Consider the following 16,010-nt stretch of genomic DNA (forward strand, 5'->3'; position numbering starts at 1 on the left):
GGATGACTAGGTGGCACATGTGCCCCCGAAGCCCTACGGTGAGTATCGCATCATCCACGCAAAGCGATGCCGGAAGTGCACCGCGCGAGCATGCCCGCCCACTCGGGGCGGGTGTGTCCGTGCTCGGGGAGGTAGGCCACCGGCGCCGTCGCGCGACGCGTTCACCGCGTACGTGCCCATCGAGCCCGCGCTGTCCAGGAGTTGCCCATGCCCGGATCCCTTTGCCCTGCCGGCGAACCGACGCCCGCCGTCCCCGCCATCCCTGTCATCCCGTCCCACTGGAGCTTTCCCGCCGAGCCCGCCTCCGTGAAGCGCGCTCGAAGTGCCGTGGTGGGTGCCCTTCCGCGCGGCTGTCGGGCCGAACTCGCCGACGAACTCGTGTTGGTGACCTCCGAGCTCGTCACCAACGCGCTGCGGTACGGCACTTGCCCGGCCGACGGCTGCCCGATCGAACTCGTGCTCTGGCCCGCCGACGGCTACTGCTGGCTCGCCGTCTCCGACCCCGGCGCAGCCCTACCCGCACCTGCCTCCCCCGGCCCGCAGGCATGCGGAGGGCGAGGGCTGCTCCTGGTGAGCGCACTCACCGCCACCTGGGCGGTGGTGCCCCGCCACGAATACGGCAAGTCCGTGGTCGTGGGACTGAGGCTCGCCGGCTGACGGGCACTTCGGCGACGAGCCGGGCGTGGAAGCGTCCCGGAGCGTGCGCGGGTCGGTCGCGGCGCCCTCGCCGAAGTCGCCGTGTCCGAGGGTGAATCCACGGCATTTCGATCTTGAGCGTGGATTCGGCGTCAGGCGCGAATCCGGCCCGGAGCGGTGGTGATCGAGTTGCTTCGGATGTGGTGAGGATTGGTCGTAGCGGACTTGTGCGGGCGACTTCGACGGTGGTTCGGTCGAGAATGATGAACTCGTGGACGGTTTTGATCAATTCCATGGTGGGTGGGAAATCGTGGGTTATCCGCGTAACCCGTCAGTCCCGCTTTCAGTTGATCGGATAGGTTCCGCGCGTCCCGGCGGCACCTCTAAACTCGCTCCGCTGCGGCCCCAGGTCCCACGGACCGCGGTCAGGTACCCGATCGGCGCCTCGGGCCACGCGCGGGGTGTCCGCTGGAGAGGAGCCCTACCGCCCCATGCCGACTCCGCACGTTGACCCGCACGATCGTCCTCCCGAGCCCGAGCCGGGGTCCGAGCTTCACTCCGCGTCGGAGAGCGGGGTGGCCTCCGTCCCGGCCCCGCGCGCCCCCTACGTCGACGACCGCACCGGATATCTGGAAATGGAGCAGGACCCGAGATTCGGGGGGCTCAAGAAGCGCCAGCGGTCCTTCATCTTCCCGGTCACCGCCGCCTTCCTCGGGTGGTTCCTGCTGTACGTGGTCATGTCCGCCTACGCGCGCGACTTCATGGCCAAGGAAGTGATGAACCACATCAACGTCGCGCTCGTGTTCGGGCTTCTCCAGTTCGTCTCGACGTTCGTGATCGCCTGGGCCTATTCACGATTCGCGCGCACCCGGCTCGACCCCGTCGCCACCGAACTGCGAGAGGAACTCGAAGCGTGAACCTTTCTCTCGAACTCGCCGCGAAGTCCAGCAACCGAGGCTGGACCTTCGCGATGTTCGCCGTGCTGGTCGTGGTGACCCTCGGCATCACCTTCTGGGCCGGCCGCAAGAACCGGACGGCGTCGGACTTCTACGCCGGTGGCCGTTCGTTCTCCGCCCTCCAGAACGGCATGGCGATCGGCGGCGACTACATGTCGGCCGCGTCCTTCCTCGGCATCGCGGGCATCCTGGCACTGTCCGGCTACGACGGATTCCTGTACTCCATCGGCTTCCTGGTCGCCTGGCTGGTGGCCCTGCTCCTGGTCGCCGAACCGATGCGCAACTCCGGCCGGTTCACGATGGCCGACGTACTGGCGAATCGCATGCGCGAACGCCCGGTACGGATGGCCGCGAGCGTGTCCACGATCGTCGTGTCGATCTTCTACCTGCTGGCCCAGATGGTCGGCGCGGCCTCGGTCGTCTCGCTTCTGCTCGACGTCAAGAGCGACACCGCCCAGATCTCGGTCATCGCCGCGGTGGGCGCGCTGATGATCGTGTACGTCACCGTGGGCGGGATGAAGGGCACCTCCTGGGTGCAGATCGTCAAGGCCGGGCTGTTGATGGTCGGCGCGTTCGTGATGTGCGTGTGGGTGTTGGCGAAGTTCCACTTCAATGTCGCCGACCTGCTCGGCACCGCGGCGAGCAAGTCCGGTTCGGGCGAGTCGTTCCTCCAACCCGGGCTCAAGTACGGTGCCACGGACGGCTGGTCGAAGATCGACCTGATCTCGCTCGGACTCGCGCTGGTGCTGGGTACGGCCGGCCTCCCGCACATCCTGGTGCGCTTTTACACCGTGCCCAACGCCCGCGTCGCGCGCAGGTCGGTGACCTGGGCGATCGGCATCATCGGCGTGTTCTACCTGATGACGCTGATCCTCGGCTTCGGCGCGGCCGCGCTGATCGGCAGCAAGGAGATCAAGAAGGCCGACCCGACCGGCAACACGGCCGCGACCCGGCTCGCCGAACACCTGGGCGGCGGCGCGGGCACCACCGGCGGCGCGCTGATGCTCGCCTTCATCGCGGCCGTGGCCTTCGCGACCATCCTGGCCGTGGTGGCCGGCCTGACGCTGGCCTCGTCCTCGTCGTTCGCGCACGACCTGTACGCGAACGTGTTCCGCAAGGGCCGCACCACCGACGCCGACGAGGTCAAGGTCGCCCGGATCGCGGCGCTGGTGATCGGCACGGCGGCGATCATCCTGTCGGTGTTCGCCCGCGAGTTGAACGTGGCGTTCCTGGTCGCGCTCGCGTTCGCCATCGCGGCCTCGGCCAACCTCCCGGCCATCGTGTTCTCGCTGTTCTGGAAGAACTTCAACACGCGCGGCGCGGTGTTCGGCATCTACGGCGGCCTGGTCACCTCGGTCCTGGTGGTCGCGCTGTCGCCGATCTGCTGGGGCGGGGCCACCGACACCAAACCGGCGATCAAGCAGCTCACCGCCAAGCAGGCGGACGACTGCAACGTGTCCAAGGACCGCAAGGACGTGGGCAACGCGACGGCGTTGTTCAGCTGTACGACGCCGGCACCCATTCCGCTGGAGAATCCGGGGATCATCTCGATCCCGGTCGGCTTCGCGTGTGCCGCGATCGGCGCGATGTCCGCACGCCGTCGCCGGAGCGACGACGACGACCGCAAGTTCGCCGAGTTGGAGGTCAGGGCACTGACCGGCGCCGGCGCGCACTGAGCGGGCACGGCAGGCACCGATTCGGACTCGCGGCCTCGGCCCGGGTCCGAATCGGCGTCACGCGTTGGCGCTGGGGTGGCCGAACCGACCCTTGTAGAACAGCAGCGGAGCACACTCCACCCGCGGCGCGTCCAGGGCCTGGACCCGGCCGATCACTATCTCGTGGTCGCCGCCGTCGACCACGCTCTCCAGCGTGCAGTCGATCCAGGCGAGTACGTCGTCCAGCTTCGGCGAACCGGTCGGCGCCGGGCTGTGTGCGACGCCGGCGAACTTGTCCGCGCCGCTGACCGCGAAGCCCCGGCACAGTTGTTCCTGGTCCTCGGCGAGCACGTTCACGCAGAACCGGCCGCCCGGTCGGATCCGCGGCCAGGTGGTGGACGTCTTCGCCACGAAGAAGGTCACCAGCGGCGGGTCCAGCGAGAGCGACGCGAACGACTGGCAGGCGAAACCCACCGGGGTGTCGCCGTCGAGCGCGGTGATCACCGTGACGCCGCTGGCGAAGTGACCGAGGACATGCCGGAACGTGGCCGCCTCGACGATGCCTTCACCCTCCGGCAGGGCAATGGCCGCGGGATCCGCGGGCTTCGTGCTCGCTGCGTCGATCTGGCCCATGGTGGACTTCCTCGCAGGTGTCTTGGGGCGTCGGGTCTGTGACGCTACGTCACCCGTTTTCCTTGCGTCAATCAAAGGAGAGGGGGTCCTTCGTCACACCTGACGACTCGTCAGTTGCCTTGTGGCGTAAGGCACAACGCTCGAACAAGGTCCGAGCGGCGGGCCGTTGTGCCCCGCCGCTCGGGCGAGTGCGGCTACCAGCCGTAGTACTCCGGCTTGCGGCGCTCCATCAGCGACGCAACCCCCTCGTTCGCGTCGCGCGAGGTCATGTTCAGCTCGACGATCCGCGCCTCCTCGTCGAAGGCCGCCACCCGGTCGCTCTCCAGCGAGTGGTTGACCAGCTGCTTGGTGAACGCGTACGCCCGGGTCGGCCCGGTCGCCAGTCGCTCGGCCCACTCCCTGGTCACCGCCTCCAGCTCGTCGGCGGCGACCACCTTGTTCACGACGCCGATGCGCAGCGCCTCGGCGGCGGGCAGGTCGTCGCCGAAGAACATCAGCTCCTTGGCCTTCTGCGGGCCGACCAGGCGCGGCAGCAGGTACGCGCTGCCGCCGTCCGGCACCAGGCCGCGCCGGGTGAAGATCTGGATGAAGCGGGCGCTGTCGGCGGCGATCACCAGGTCGCACGCGAGCGCGAGGCTCATTCCGTAGCCGGCGGTGGTGCCGTTGATCGCCGCGATCACCGGCTTCTCGCAGTCCAGGACGGCATTGGTCAGGCGCTGTACGCCGGTCTTCATCATTCGGGTGGCGTAGCCGGTGGGCCGGACCGGGGGCTTGGGCGAGGCGTCGTCGTCGGGCGTCTCGGCGGCGGCCAGCAGCGACTTCGTGCCGGGGGAGCTGCGCAGGTCCATACCGGTACAGAAGTGCTTTTGGCCTGCGGCGGTGAGGACTACGGCGCGGACCGACTCGGTCGCGGATGCCTCGGTGAGGAGCTCGATCAGGAGTTCGCGTTGGGCCCAGGTGAGGGAGTTGCTGGCGGCGGGGCGGTTCAGGGTGAGCCAGAGGACACCGTTTTCGATGCGGTGGAGCAGTTCCTGCTCGGTGGTGGTCATGTGTGCGTGGCTCCTTGGTGGGGTTGGCCGTCCTCAAGCGCCGGACGGGCTGTTGGGTGCGTCCGGCGTTGAGCGTTGGTCGATTCGGGTCGGCCTCAAACGCCGGCCGGGCTGAACGGCGGCCTCGAACGCCGGCCGGGCTGTCGGTTGTCCGGCCGGGCTGTCGGGTTGCCCGGCCCGGGCCGGAGGGTGCCTCGAACGCCGGGCCGGGGCCGAACCCGCCTGCCCGGCCGGTGACCGGCCCTAGCGGGCCACCGCGAGTGCGTCCAGTGCGACCGTGCCGCCGCCGCGCGGCATCACCATCAGCGGGTTGATGTCCAACTCGGCGAGTTCGTCGCCCAGTTCGAGCGCCATGCGCTGTACCCGCATGACCACGTCGACGAGCGCGTCCAGGTCGGCGGGCGGCTGGCCGCGCATGCCCTGGAGGCACTTGAGGCCGCGGAGTTCGCCGAGCATGCGCTTGACCTCGTACGCGCCGAACGGCGGCACCCCGATCGCGATGTCGTCGAAGACCTCGACGAAGATGCCGCCCAGGCCGACCGAGACGGTCGGACCGAACAGGTCGTCGTGCGAGATGCCGACCACCATCTCGACGCCGCGATCGACCTGCTGGCACACCAGGACGCCTTCGAGCCGACCCGCACCCGCCTCCTTGGCCGCGTCGGTGATCTCGCGGTACGCGTCCCGTACCTGGCTCGCCGAGCGCAGGCCCAGCTTGACCAGGCCCAGGTCGCTCTTGTGCGGCAGTTGCGGGCCGCACGCCTTCATCACCACGGGGTAGCCGATCAGCCCGGCCGCGCGCACCGCGGCGGCGGCCGAGGTGACCAGTTGCTCGCGCGGCACCCGGATCCCGTACGTGCGCAGCAGTTGCTTCGCCGAGTGCTCGGACAGTGGCTTGCCCGACGAGAGCAGCCGCTTGGCCTTCGCCGCGGCCGGCGACGCGGTGCGCGGGACATCCTCGAACGGCGACGAGTACTGGGTACGGAAGCGGTGATAGTCGAAGTACGCCCGCAGCGCCCGCACGCAGTTGCCGAATGTGCGGAAGACCACCACCTTGCTCGACTTGAGCAGGATCTCGCGGTAGGCGCTCTCGTCGCCCACCGGCGAGCCCCAGACCACGCAGACCACCTTGTCGCTCGCCTCCGCGGCGTCCACCAGGTCCTGCGCGAGGCGGTCGCTCATCGGCGGGAACGCGCCGGTGATCGGACACACCAGCACGCCGATCGCGGGGTCGGCCAGGATCGCGTCGATGATCTTGCGGCCACGCTCGTCGCCGGCCGGGTGGCCGCCGTTGTCCACGGGGTTGGACACGGTCAGGTACGGCGGTATCCACGCGTGCAGCCTCTCCTGCGTGGACCGGTCCAGCTGAGGCACCGTCAGGCCCTCGGCGGCGGCGAGGTCGGCCATGTGCGCGCCGGTGCCGCCGGAGATCGAGTACACGCAGACCCCCTGCGCGAGTGGGGTGCTGGTGCGCGCGAACAGCTGGGACGTGTCGATCAGTTCGTCGAGGCCGTCCACCCGGGTGACCCCGTACTGGCGGAACACCGCCGACGCGGTGCGGTCGCCGCCGGTCAGCTTGCCGGTGTGCGACTGGGCCATCCGTGCGCCGGTCTCGGTCCGCCCGACCTTGACCACCACCACCGGTACGCCCTGCCGGGCCGCGTGGTCGGCCGCCAGGGCGAAGGTGCGGCCGTCCTTGAACCCCTCGACGTACGCGGCGATCACGCCGACCTCCTCCTGATCGGAGAAGTGCCTCACGAAGTCCGCGATTTCCAGGTCCGCCTCGTTGCCGACCGGGGCCCAGTGGGACACCCGGATACCGATCTCCTGGGCGGCGAAGACCGGGCGGCCCTGGTGTCCGCTCTGGGTGATCAGTGCGATGGCGGGGCCTTCGAGGTCGGTGCGGAACTCCTCGAACGCGTTGAGGTTGGTGTTCGGCCCGAGCAGGCGCAGCGAGCCGCCCGACGTGAGCTGGGCCAGCCGGGCCTGGGCTTCGGCTCCGGCGGCCCCCGCCTCGGCGAAGCCGGACGCGAACACGACCGCGAAACTCACACCCGCGCCCGCGAGTTGCTCCAGTACCTCGGCCGGATCGCCGACCAGGACGACGGCGAGGTCGACCGGCTCGGGGACGGCCGAAATGTCCGGGTGACACGGTCTGCCGGCGATGCGCTCGTGCTTGGGGTTGACCGGGAACAACCGCGCGCCCACCCGATCGGCCCACGCGATCAGTTGCGCGGTGATGCGGGCACCGGGTCGGCCCTCGGTGTCCGAGGCGCCGATCACGGCGACCGTGCGAGGTCGGAAGAAGCGGTCCAGGTCGGCGGGGCGGAGCGCGAGTGGTCGGCCGGTCACGTCGAGTTCGGCCGACGGATCCGCGTTCACGGTGACGCTGGTTCGAGTGTGCCCCGGGAAGTGGTGTCCTCTGCTGTCGTGAAGCATCATCGCGCCCGTCCCTTTTTCGATCTTTCGTCGCCGCCAGATCCGATCGACACTGGAATCGAGCTGACGGTTAGTCAGTTAGCTTGCTGATGGGACGTCAGGGCTGTCCACTGTCTCACCGGCCCGGTCCCGACGCATCTGTCCGATCACCTGGACATTTGCTGACTTGGTCAAACATGTTGCGGATATCTGCTGGTCATCGCGCGGTTACTAAACGTCCCCGAAAGACTTCTCACGTTCGGTCAAGGATCTGCGGTCCACTTTGTCCATCCCGGTGAGCGGCAACTCGGGCACGATCCGGATCGCTTCGGGGAGCTTGTGTGCGGACAGTCGCGAGGCCGCGAACTCGCGCAATGCGGCGAGTGACGGCTCGGATGCTGCACGTGACACCACGACCGCGACGCCGATCTCGCCCATCACCCGACTGGGTCGAGGGACCACCGCCACCGAGGCCACGTCGGGATGGTCGAGCAACACCGCTTCCACCTCCTGCGGATACACGTTGTATCCGCCGCGGATGTACATCTCCGTCATCCGCCCGGTGATCCGTAGGCAGCCGGCCTCGTCGATCCGGCCGAGGTCGCCGGTGTACAGCCGGCCGTCGCCGTCGAGGGCGGCGCCGGCTTCGGGGTCGCGCCAGTAGCCCGCCATCACGGCGGGCGAGCGCAGGCAGATCTGCCCCTCCTCGCCGACCGGCAGGACGGTGCCGGTCCGCGGGTGGCGGATCTCCAACTCGGTGCCCGGTCGGGGACGGCCGACCGTGTGCAGCGCCTCCGAGTCGGGGGCGTCGAACGCGGTGAGGGTGCCCAACCCCCCGGACTCGGTGGAGGAGTAGCGAATCGAGTAGCCCGCCCCGAATCGGGTCCGGGCCTCGTGCACGAGCGGGGCGGGGGACGGCCCGCCGCCGACGATCAGTCCGCGTACGTGGGTGAGGTCGTAGCGGTCGAACTCGGGTCGGCCGAGCAGGAGGGAAACCTGCGCGGCCACGCCGCCGAGGTAGGGGATCTTCTCGCGGGCGACCAGGCGCAGTGCGTCCTGGGCCCGCCAGCGGCCGAGCAGGTGCAGGGTCGCGCCCATCTTGAGGTAGCCGGCCAGCTTGGTCATGAAGCCGACGTGCGGCAGGCCGGTGGCGATCAGTTGCGGTCCGCCCTCGCCCCAGCGGTCGCCGGTGTCCATCGCGGTGATCGCGGTGATCTGCCGGGACGTGAACAGGGCGCCCTTGGGGGTGCCCGTGGTGCCCGAGGTGAACACCACCGTCTCGGGCAGATCCGGGTCCCGATCCCCGGTCACCGGCGGTGCGGGCGGGACCTCGTCGCGCCGAAGTGCGGCCCAGACGTCGTGCGCGGCCGCGGCCGGCACGCAGCGGATGTGCTCGGGGCCGGCCGGGACGCCCTCGGTCAGTTCCTCGGTGGCCAGCACCAGATCCGGCGCGGCGCGGTCCAGGATCGCGGCGCGTTCGGTGGGGGTGTAGCGCGGTCCCACGCCGGTGGTGACCGCGCCGAGCCGGGCCAGCGCGGTGTAGGCGACCACGTACTCGAGCCCGGACGGGAGCACGAGTGCGACCAGGTGACCGGGGCGGACACCGCGCCGGGCCAGTCCGGCGGCGACCTGATCGGTCACCGCGTCCAGCCCGCCATAGGTGAACCCGCTTCCGCCGTGCACGAGGGCCCGCCGCTCGGGAAAGCGTCGGGCGGCCTCACGAAGCACCTGGGCGAGAACGGTCACAACGGGTCCCTTCGGCCTGCGCGCGAAGTATCGGCGTGGGGGTGGTGTATGCCACACAACACGACACGCCCGGGGTAAGGCGACGTTTCGGGGGTGTGACGAAAGCAATGTTCCAAGGGTATGACGGTGTGTCAGATACTGGTGCTCGCGGGCTGCCGGATCGTCAATGGGGCCGACCGGAACTCGGGCCGGGCAACCGTCCCGACCCGCACGACATGAGTGCCAAGGAGTTGCGGTACGTGGACGTCGAGTTCAGCGATGAGCAGCAGGAGATCCGCAGAGCACTCCGGGACGTGTTCGACAAACACAGCGACTCGCCCGCCGTCCGGGCCGTGATGGCCACCGAGACGGGTTACGACGCCACGGTGTGGCGGCGCGTGTGCGAACAGACCGGGCTGGCCGGTCTCGCGATTCCGGAGGAGTACGGCGGGGTCGGTTTCGGCTTCACCGAGTTGGTCGTGGCCCTGGAGGAGATGGGCCGGTCGCTTTTCCCCTCACCGTTCCTGGCGTCGTCGGTGCTGACGGCGTACGCGCTCGTGCACGCGGGCGACGAGGGTGCGCGGGCCGACCACCTGCCGGGCATCGCGGCGGGTGACACGCTCGGCGCGCTCGCGCTGGCCGAGCCGGGGCACCGGGACGTGCGTGTGGTGGAGACGACCGCGCGGGCCGACGGCGACGGGTGGCGCCTGGACGGCGTCAAGACGCACGTGATCGACGGCCTGATCGCGGATCTGATCGTGGTGGTGGCACGGGTCAATGGCGACCTCGCGCTGTTCACCGTGGACAAGGACGCCGCCGGGCTGACCCGGACGGCGCTGCCGACTTTGGACCAGACGCGCAAGCAGGCCCGGCTGACCTTCGCGGACACCCCCGCCAGGCTGCTGGGCACCCCCGGCGCGGACGCGGCCCTGGAGCGGGTCCTGGCGCTCGCCGAGATCGCGGTGGCCGCGGAGGCGGTCGGCGGCGCGGCACGCTGCCTGGAGGCGACCGTCGAGTACACCAGGGGGCGGGTGCAGTTCGGCCGGCCGATCGGCTCGTTCCAGGCGATCAAGCACCGCTGCGCCGACCTGTACGTCGAGGTCGAGACGGCTCGTTCGGCGCTGTACTACGCGGCCTGGGCGGCCACCGAGGCGGAGGCGGCGGGACTTGCCACGCCGGGCGAACTGGCGGTGATGGCACCGCTGGCGATGACGACGGCGACCGCCGCGTACCGGCATGTCGCCGAGGAGATGATCCAACTGCACGGCGGGGTCGGCTTCACCTGGGAGTACGACTGCCACCTGTACCTGAAGCGGGCCATAACGTCCGCGCACCTGTTCGGTGACCGGGGCGCGCAGCGCGAGCGCATCGCGGAGTTGGCCGGGATCTAGAAAAGCGTGTCCTGGAACGCCGGATGGGCCGAATATCGGCCCGTCCGGCGTTCCAGGCGGTGTGCCGCTAACGCGTCGGGGGCTTCTTCCCCGTGACGCCCATGAAGACCAGCGTGGACAGCGCCGGACGGACGTCCTTCATCTTGATGTTCCAGGATTCGAAGCCCTTCTGGTGCCCGGCCACCGCCGCCAGCATCGCGACCAGGGTGCCCGCCATGGCGTTCGGCTGCACCTCGTCGCCGACCTTGCCCTTGGCCTGCATGTTCTCGATGGCCTCGGTGAGCGAGCCGGTGACCGCCGTCAGAATCTTCTGACGCACCTTGTAGAAGCGCTTGTCGCCCTCGGCCGAGGCCAGGTCGACGACGCGAAGGATCGGCTCGTAGTCCCGCCAGAATTCGAGGAAGCCGTCGGCCAGGGCCTCGGCGGCGGCGAAACCGCCCTTGCCGGCCCAGTTCTGGTCCTCGGCGAGAGTCTTCAGACGCTGGCCGTCCTTGGCCATGTCGTTCGCGATCTCGAGGATCGCACTCTCGACGTCCTGAAAGTACTGGTAGAAGGTGGCGGGAGAGGTGCCTGCCATACGGGCGACGTCGATGACCTTGACGTCCCGGTACGGAGACGTGTCGAGCATCTCGCGGAGGCAGTCGAGCAGCTTTTGCCGCGTCGCCTGTCCGCGTCGCCCGGCGACGCGGCCGTCGACGGTGCGAACTTGTCCTGTCATGCCGTCAGTTTACGGGCGCATGATCGGTCTCGCTGTCCGCCGCACGGAGGAAAGCGGGCATTTCCCCGCCGCCGTGCATGAGTAGTTCCGCTCCGCTGACATACCGTGACATCGGCGAGGCGAGGAACAGGCATACGTCCGCGACGTCGGAGGGATCCGCCATCCGACCGAGCGGAATCGTGTCGGCCACACGCTGCACGCCCGCCTCGTCCCCGTAGTGCAGGTGGGCCTGTTCGGTCCGAACCAGGCCCACGATCACCGAGTTGAGTCGGATCTTGGGTGCCCACTCGACGGCCAGCGAGCGGGTGAGCGAGTTCATCCCGGCCTTGGCCGCGCCGTAGGCGGCGGTGCCCGGCGAGGGGCGCACGCCGCTCACGCTGGAGATGTTCACGATCACCCCGCCGGAATCCTGACGGTGCATCAAGCGGTGGGCGGCCTGCGCGAAATACAGCGGACCGAGCAGGTTCAGCTCGATGATCGCCTTGGAGAACCGAGGTGACGCGGTGGCCGCGTCGGTCTGCGGCGCGCCGCCCGCGTTGTTCACCAGCACATCCAGTCGACCGAAGCGTTCCTCGACGAACTCCACGGCGGCGAAGGCCGTGTCGGGGTCGCGCACGTCCGCCGGGGTGTACACCGCGGTGCGCGCGCCGGCGGCGGGCAGTGTCTCCGGCTCGCGGCGCGAACACACCACCACATCGGCGCCGGCCGCCAGGAAGCGCTCGCTGATGCCCCGTCCGATCCCCTTGCCGCCACCGGTGACGAGAACGACGCGTCCACTCATGTCGAGCGGGTTGGGGGAGGACGTCATGGCCTGCTCCTGACGGGCTGCGGTGTCGTGGGCGCCACGCTCGCTTCGTCTGGCGTGGGTCGCTCGGGGTCAACTATGGTGGCAGAAATCTGACGATCAGTCAGATCGGGTGGTGATGTGCCTCTCACGACCGGACGGCCGCGTCGGCCGCACCCGCCGGTACATGGGACGTCGCCGGCCGATCCGACGCACGCGGCCGAATGGATCTGGTTGCCATGGCTATCCGTTACGAGGTGCGTGAGGGCATCGCCGAGGTGGTGCTGGACGCACCCCCCGTCAACGCGCTCACCGTCGCCGGCTGGTTCGAGCTCGCGGACCGACTCCGCGAGGCGAGCCGCGACCCGCAGGTCCGGGCCGTGGTGCTCCGGGCCGAGGGTCGCGGCTTCAACGCCGGCGTGGACATCAAGGAAATGTCGAACACCGAGGGCTTCGATGCGCTCGTCGCGGCCAACAAGGGCTGCTTCGACGCGTTCGCCGCGGTGTACGACTGCGAGGTGCCGGTCATCGCGGCGGTGCACGGGTTCTGCGTCGGCGGCGGGATCGGTCTGGTCGGCAACGCGGACATCATCGTCGCGTCGCACGACGCGTTCTTCGGCCTGCCCGAGGTGGACCGCGGCGCGCTCGGCGCGGCCACCCACCTGGCCCGGCTGGTTCCGCAACACCGGATGCGACAGATGGTCTACACGTCGGAGAACGCCCCGGCGGCCGAACTCCACGCCTACGGCTCGATCTACAAGCTGGTGGACCGGGACAAGCTGGTCGAGACCGCGTTCGAGGTGGCCCGCACCATCGCCACGAAGAGCCCGACCGTCATCCGCGCCGCGAAGGCGTCGCTGAACGGCATCGACCCGGTCGACGTCAAGCGCTCGTACCGCTACGAGCAGGGCTTCACGTTCGAGCTGAACCTGACCGGCGTATCGGACGAACTGCGCGACGCTTTTACTGAGGGTCGCGAAGCGGACACGTCCAAGTGAGCGCCACCGCCGCCTTGCCGGGGGTCCGGGGGTTGCCCCCCGGGCGAGCACAGTACCGAGGGTCGCGAAGCGGACACCTCCAAGTGATGCGGACACCTCGAAGCAGAGACGGAGCAACCATCCATGGCTGACAAGCGCATGACGCCCGATCAGGTCGTCGCACAGCTCTCCGACGGGATGACCGTCGGCATCGGCGGGTGGGGTTCGCGGCGCAAGCCGATGGCCCTGGTGCGAGCCATCCTGCGATCCGACCTCAAGGACCTGACGGTCGTCTCCTACGGCGGGCCCGACGTCGGGCTGCTGGCCCGGGCCGGCAAGGCGAGCAAGCTCGTCTACGCGTTCGTGTCGCTCGACTCGATCCCGCTGGAGCCCAACTTCCGCCACGTCCGCGAGAACGGTCTGGTCGAGGCGGTCGAGTACGACGAGGGCATGTTCCTCACCGGCCTGCGCGCCGCCGCCCAGCGGTTGCCGTTCCTGCCCACCCGCGCGGGCCTGGGCTCGGACATCCTCAAGGTCTCACCGCACCTGAAGACGATCGAATCGCCCTACGGCGACGAGACGTTGGTCGCGATGCCGGCCCTGAACCTGGACGTCGCGCTGATCCACGCGAACGTCGCCGACGAACGCGGCAACGCCGCGCTGACCGGCCCGGACCAGTTCATGGACGACCTGTTCTGCCTCGCGGCCGAGAAGGCGTACGTCTCGGCCGAGCGCATCGTGCCCAGCGAGGAACTGCTCAAGGCGGCCGGCTGCGTACACACGCTGACCGTGCACCGCTACATGACGCACGGCGTGGTCGAGGCGCCCAACGGCGCGCACTTCACCGAGTGTCCGCCGGAGTACGGCCGGGACGAGGCGTTCCAGAAGGCGTATGTTACCGCTGCTGCCGACCCCGAGGCGTGGGCCGCGTTCGAGCGGCGATTCCTCAAGGTCGAGAGCGAAGCGGCGTACCAGGCCGCCGTCGAGGAGTTCAAGAAGGAGACGGCCAAGTGAGCACCGAGACCCTGACCGAGGCCACCCGGGCCGATGTGTGCGTCGCCGCGGTCGCGGACTGCTTCCGCGGTGACGGCGAGATCATCGGCAGCCCGATGGGTGCCGTGCCCACGATCGGCGCCCGGCTGGCCCGCGCGACGTTCGAACCCGACCTGATGCTCTCCAACGGGGAGTCGTACTTCTTCGAGGGCGACGCCCGACTGGGCGCCCGACCCGACGAGTTCGCCGTGGTCGGCTGGATTCCCTACCGCCAGGTGCTGGACGTACTCGCCTCGGGGCGGCGGCACGTGATGATGGGCCCCGTGCAGATCGACGCGCACGGCAACGCCAACATCTCGGCGATCGGCGACTGGGCCAAACCCAAGCGCCAGGTGCTCGGCTCGCGCGGCGGTCCGGGCAACACGATCAACCACACCACCAGCTACTGGATCCCCAAGCACTCGGCGCGCGTGCTCACGCCGAAGGTGGACATGGTCTCCTGCGTCGGGTACGACCGGGCCGCCGCGGTGGGCTCGGCCGGGCGCTTCCACGAGGTCCGACGGGTCGTCACCAACCTGTGCGTGCTGGACTTCGAGACCGAGGCGAAGGTCATGCGGCTGCGCTCGCTGCACCCGGGCGTCACCGTCGAGGAGGTCGTCGAGGCGACCGGCTTCGAACTGGTGATCCCGGCCGAGGTGCCCACGTCGCGGGTGCCCTCGGACGAGGAACTGCGGATCGTGCGCGACGTGCTCGACCCGCGCGGCATGCGGCTGCGCGAGGTGCCGGCGTGAGCGCGGGCGGGCCGCACCCGGCGCTGCGCAACGGGTTCACCGAGAAGTTCGGCGTCGACCACCCGATCGTGCAGACCGGGATGGGCTACGTGTCCTACCCCCGGCTGGTCGCGGCGACCGCGGAGGCCGGCGGTCTGGGCATCCTGGCCTCGGCCACGATGACCTACGAGGAACTGGTCGCGGCGATCGCGGCGGTGAAGAAGAGCACCACCAGGGCGTTCGCGGTCAACCTGCGCGCGGACGCCCCGGACGCGGCCGAGCGGATCGACCTGATGGGCCGCGAGGGCATCCGGGTCGCCTCGTTCGCGCAGGCGCCGAAGAAGGACCTGATCAAACGCGCGCACGACCTGGGCATGCTGGTGGTGCCCTCGATCGGTGCCAAGCGGCACGCGCAGAAGGTCGCCGAGTGGGGCGTCGACGGCGTGATCGTGCAGGGCGGCGAGGGCGGCGGGCACACCGGCTCGATCCCGACCACGCTGCTGCTGCCGCAGGTGACCGACGTATTGCGCGGCAGCGACGTCACGGTGATCGCGGCCGGCGGCTTCTTCGACGGGCGCGGCCTGGTCGCCGCGCTGGCGTACGGCGCGGACGCGATCGCGATGGGCACCCGCTTCCTGCTCACCTCGGACAGCCCGGTGGGCCGCGCGGTCAAGGACGTCTACCTGGCCACCGACGTGAACGGCACGATCGTGTCCAAGGAGGTCGACGGCGTCCCGCACCGGGTGCTGGCGACCGACTTCGTCAAGCGGCTCGAACAGCGCTCGGTGCTCGCCCGCTATCCGCGTTCGATCGCCAACGCGATGAGGTTCCAAAAGCTCAGCGGCACCAAGCTGACCGACATGGTCCGCGAGGGCCTGGCGATGAAGAAGTCGCAGGGGCTGAGCTGGCCGCAGGTGCTGATGGCGGCGAACACCCCGATGTTGCTCAAGGCCGCGATGGTGGACGGGCGTCCGGACCTGGGCGTGATGGCCTCGGGCCAGGTGGTCGGCGTGATCGAGGACCTGCCCTCGTGCGCCGAGCTGATCACCCGGATCACCGAGCAGGCGAGCGCGATCCTCTACGACCTGGAGTCCGCCCGGGTCTGACCGCTCCGCGCCGCACTCGAACGCCGGCATCGCCCCTTTCGGGCGGTGCCGGCGCCGTGTTCGCGCCGTGTTCGCGCCGGGTCTTCGCTGCGCCCTCGGGTGTGCGCCCACCCGAGGGGTGGGTCTGGACCCACCCCGGATCGGGGGTTCGGCGCAGTGTTCCGCGACCGTCGCGCCGACAGACTCGAACTGTCAGCGG

At 69.7% G+C, this 16,010-nt stretch carries 14 protein-coding genes; 8 read left to right on the forward strand and 6 right to left on the reverse strand.

Features of this window, described 5'->3' with window-relative positions:
* Positions 1-207: 207 nt before the first annotated feature.
* The 3 genes from A3IC_RS0108830 to A3IC_RS0108840 all read left to right on the forward strand — a co-directional run bounded on the left by A3IC_RS0108830 (position 208) and on the right by A3IC_RS0108840 (position 3,268).
* Positions 208-657 (forward strand): ATP-binding protein, encoded by a 450-nt coding sequence (locus A3IC_RS0108830; RefSeq protein WP_026218038.1) that lies wholly within the window; start codon positions 208-210, stop codon positions 655-657.
* 554 nt (positions 658-1,211) lie between these two features.
* Positions 1,212-1,553 (forward strand): DUF485 domain-containing protein, encoded by a 342-nt coding sequence (locus A3IC_RS0108835; RefSeq protein ID WP_020549703.1) that lies wholly within the window; start codon positions 1,212-1,214, stop codon positions 1,551-1,553.
* 53 nt (positions 1,554-1,606) lie between these two features.
* Positions 1,607-3,268, forward strand: coding sequence for a solute symporter family protein (locus tag A3IC_RS0108840; RefSeq protein ID WP_079026330.1), 1,662 nt, complete (start codon positions 1,607-1,609; stop codon positions 3,266-3,268).
* A 57-nt stretch (positions 3,269-3,325) separates the two neighbouring features.
* Here the strand turns inward: A3IC_RS0108840 and A3IC_RS0108845 are convergent, their stop codons facing one another.
* The 4 genes from A3IC_RS0108845 to A3IC_RS0108860 all read right to left on the reverse strand — a co-directional run bounded on the left by A3IC_RS0108845 (position 3,326) and on the right by A3IC_RS0108860 (position 9,093).
* A complete protein-coding gene (locus tag A3IC_RS0108845; protein ID WP_020549705.1) occupies positions 3,326-3,880 on the reverse strand; it encodes a flavin reductase family protein in 555 nt (184 codons plus the stop codon).
* 194 nt (positions 3,881-4,074) lie between these two features.
* Entirely contained in the window at positions 4,075-4,929 is an 855-nt protein-coding gene (locus A3IC_RS0108850) for an enoyl-CoA hydratase/isomerase family protein (protein ID WP_020549706.1), read from the reverse strand.
* A 243-nt stretch (positions 4,930-5,172) separates the two neighbouring features.
* A complete protein-coding gene (locus A3IC_RS0108855; protein WP_205353846.1) occupies positions 5,173-7,368 on the reverse strand; it encodes an acetate--CoA ligase family protein in 2,196 nt (731 codons plus the stop codon).
* A 210-nt stretch (positions 7,369-7,578) separates the two neighbouring features.
* A complete protein-coding gene (locus A3IC_RS0108860; protein ID WP_020549708.1) occupies positions 7,579-9,093 on the reverse strand; it encodes a class I adenylate-forming enzyme family protein in 1,515 nt (504 codons plus the stop codon).
* Positions 9,094-9,221: 128 nt separating this feature from the next.
* Between A3IC_RS0108860 and A3IC_RS0108865 the strand changes: the two genes are divergently transcribed.
* Positions 9,222-10,463, forward strand: a complete 1,242-nt coding sequence (locus A3IC_RS0108865) for an acyl-CoA dehydrogenase family protein (protein ID WP_245599187.1) — start codon at positions 9,222-9,224, stop codon at positions 10,461-10,463.
* Positions 10,464-10,530: 67 nt separating this feature from the next.
* On the opposite strand, the gene A3IC_RS0108870 is transcribed toward A3IC_RS0108865, so the two are convergent.
* Together A3IC_RS0108870 and A3IC_RS0108875 are read right to left on the reverse strand one after the other, a co-directional pair.
* Positions 10,531-11,181, reverse strand: a complete 651-nt coding sequence (locus tag A3IC_RS0108870) for a TetR/AcrR family transcriptional regulator (RefSeq protein ID WP_020549710.1) — start codon at positions 11,179-11,181, stop codon at positions 10,531-10,533.
* 4 nt (positions 11,182-11,185) lie between these two features.
* Positions 11,186-11,989 carry an SDR family oxidoreductase gene (locus tag A3IC_RS0108875; RefSeq protein ID WP_020549711.1) on the reverse strand — a complete coding sequence of 268 codons (804 nt, stop codon included), beginning with the start codon at positions 11,987-11,989 and terminating at the stop codon, positions 11,186-11,188.
* Positions 11,990-12,204: 215 nt separating this feature from the next.
* Here A3IC_RS0108875 and A3IC_RS0108880 point away from each other — a divergent pair, with 215 nt between their 5' ends.
* From A3IC_RS0108880 to A3IC_RS53270, 4 genes are all read left to right on the forward strand, one after another.
* Positions 12,205-12,963 (forward strand): enoyl-CoA hydratase family protein, encoded by a 759-nt coding sequence (locus A3IC_RS0108880; protein ID WP_040876314.1) that lies wholly within the window; start codon positions 12,205-12,207, stop codon positions 12,961-12,963.
* A gap of 123 nt (positions 12,964-13,086) precedes the next feature.
* Positions 13,087-13,956 carry a CoA transferase subunit A gene (locus A3IC_RS0108885; RefSeq protein ID WP_020549713.1) on the forward strand — a complete coding sequence of 290 codons (870 nt, stop codon included), beginning with the start codon at positions 13,087-13,089 and terminating at the stop codon, positions 13,954-13,956.
* Positions 13,953-14,726: a CoA-transferase subunit beta gene (locus A3IC_RS0108890; protein ID WP_020549714.1), complete on the forward strand. Its 774-nt coding sequence runs from the start codon at positions 13,953-13,955 to the stop codon at positions 14,724-14,726. The genes A3IC_RS0108885 and A3IC_RS0108890 overlap by 4 nt, the downstream gene beginning before the upstream one ends.
* Positions 14,723-15,811 carry an NAD(P)H-dependent flavin oxidoreductase gene (locus A3IC_RS53270; RefSeq protein ID WP_020549715.1) on the forward strand — a complete coding sequence of 363 codons (1,089 nt, stop codon included), beginning with the start codon at positions 14,723-14,725 and terminating at the stop codon, positions 15,809-15,811. The genes A3IC_RS0108890 and A3IC_RS53270 overlap by 4 nt, the downstream gene beginning before the upstream one ends.
* Positions 15,812-16,010 lie beyond the last annotated feature (199 nt).

The sequence above is a fragment of the Embleya scabrispora DSM 41855 genome (genome assembly GCF_000372745.1).
Taxonomy (GTDB): Bacteria; Actinomycetota; Actinomycetes; order Streptomycetales; family Streptomycetaceae; genus Embleya; species Embleya scabrispora.

What these genes read in the sequence shown, in the direction of transcription:
- A3IC_RS0108830 (WP_026218038.1), top strand. Translation starts at nt 208, where the DNA reads ATGCCCGGATCCCTTTGCCCTGCCGGCGAACCGACGCCCGCCGTCCCC.
- A3IC_RS0108840 (WP_079026330.1), top strand. Translation starts at nt 1,607, where the DNA reads ATGTTCGCCGTGCTGGTCGTGGTGACCCTCGGCATCACCTTCTGGGCC.
- A3IC_RS0108845 (WP_020549705.1), bottom strand. Translation starts at nt 3,880, where the DNA reads ATGGGCCAGATCGACGCAGCGAGCACGAAGCCCGCGGATCCCGCGGCC.
- A3IC_RS0108850 (WP_020549706.1), bottom strand. Translation starts at nt 4,929, where the DNA reads ATGACCACCACCGAGCAGGAACTGCTCCACCGCATCGAAAACGGTGTC.
- A3IC_RS0108855 (WP_205353846.1), bottom strand. Translation starts at nt 7,368, where the DNA reads ATGCTTCACGACAGCAGAGGACACCACTTCCCGGGGCACACTCGAACC.
- A3IC_RS0108870 (WP_020549710.1), bottom strand. Translation starts at nt 11,181, where the DNA reads ATGACAGGACAAGTTCGCACCGTCGACGGCCGCGTCGCCGGGCGACGC.
- A3IC_RS0108875 (WP_020549711.1), bottom strand. Translation starts at nt 11,989, where the DNA reads ATGACGTCCTCCCCCAACCCGCTCGACATGAGTGGACGCGTCGTTCTC.
- A3IC_RS0108880 (WP_040876314.1), top strand. Translation starts at nt 12,205, where the DNA reads ATGGCTATCCGTTACGAGGTGCGTGAGGGCATCGCCGAGGTGGTGCTG.
- A3IC_RS0108885 (WP_020549713.1), top strand. Translation starts at nt 13,087, where the DNA reads ATGGCTGACAAGCGCATGACGCCCGATCAGGTCGTCGCACAGCTCTCC.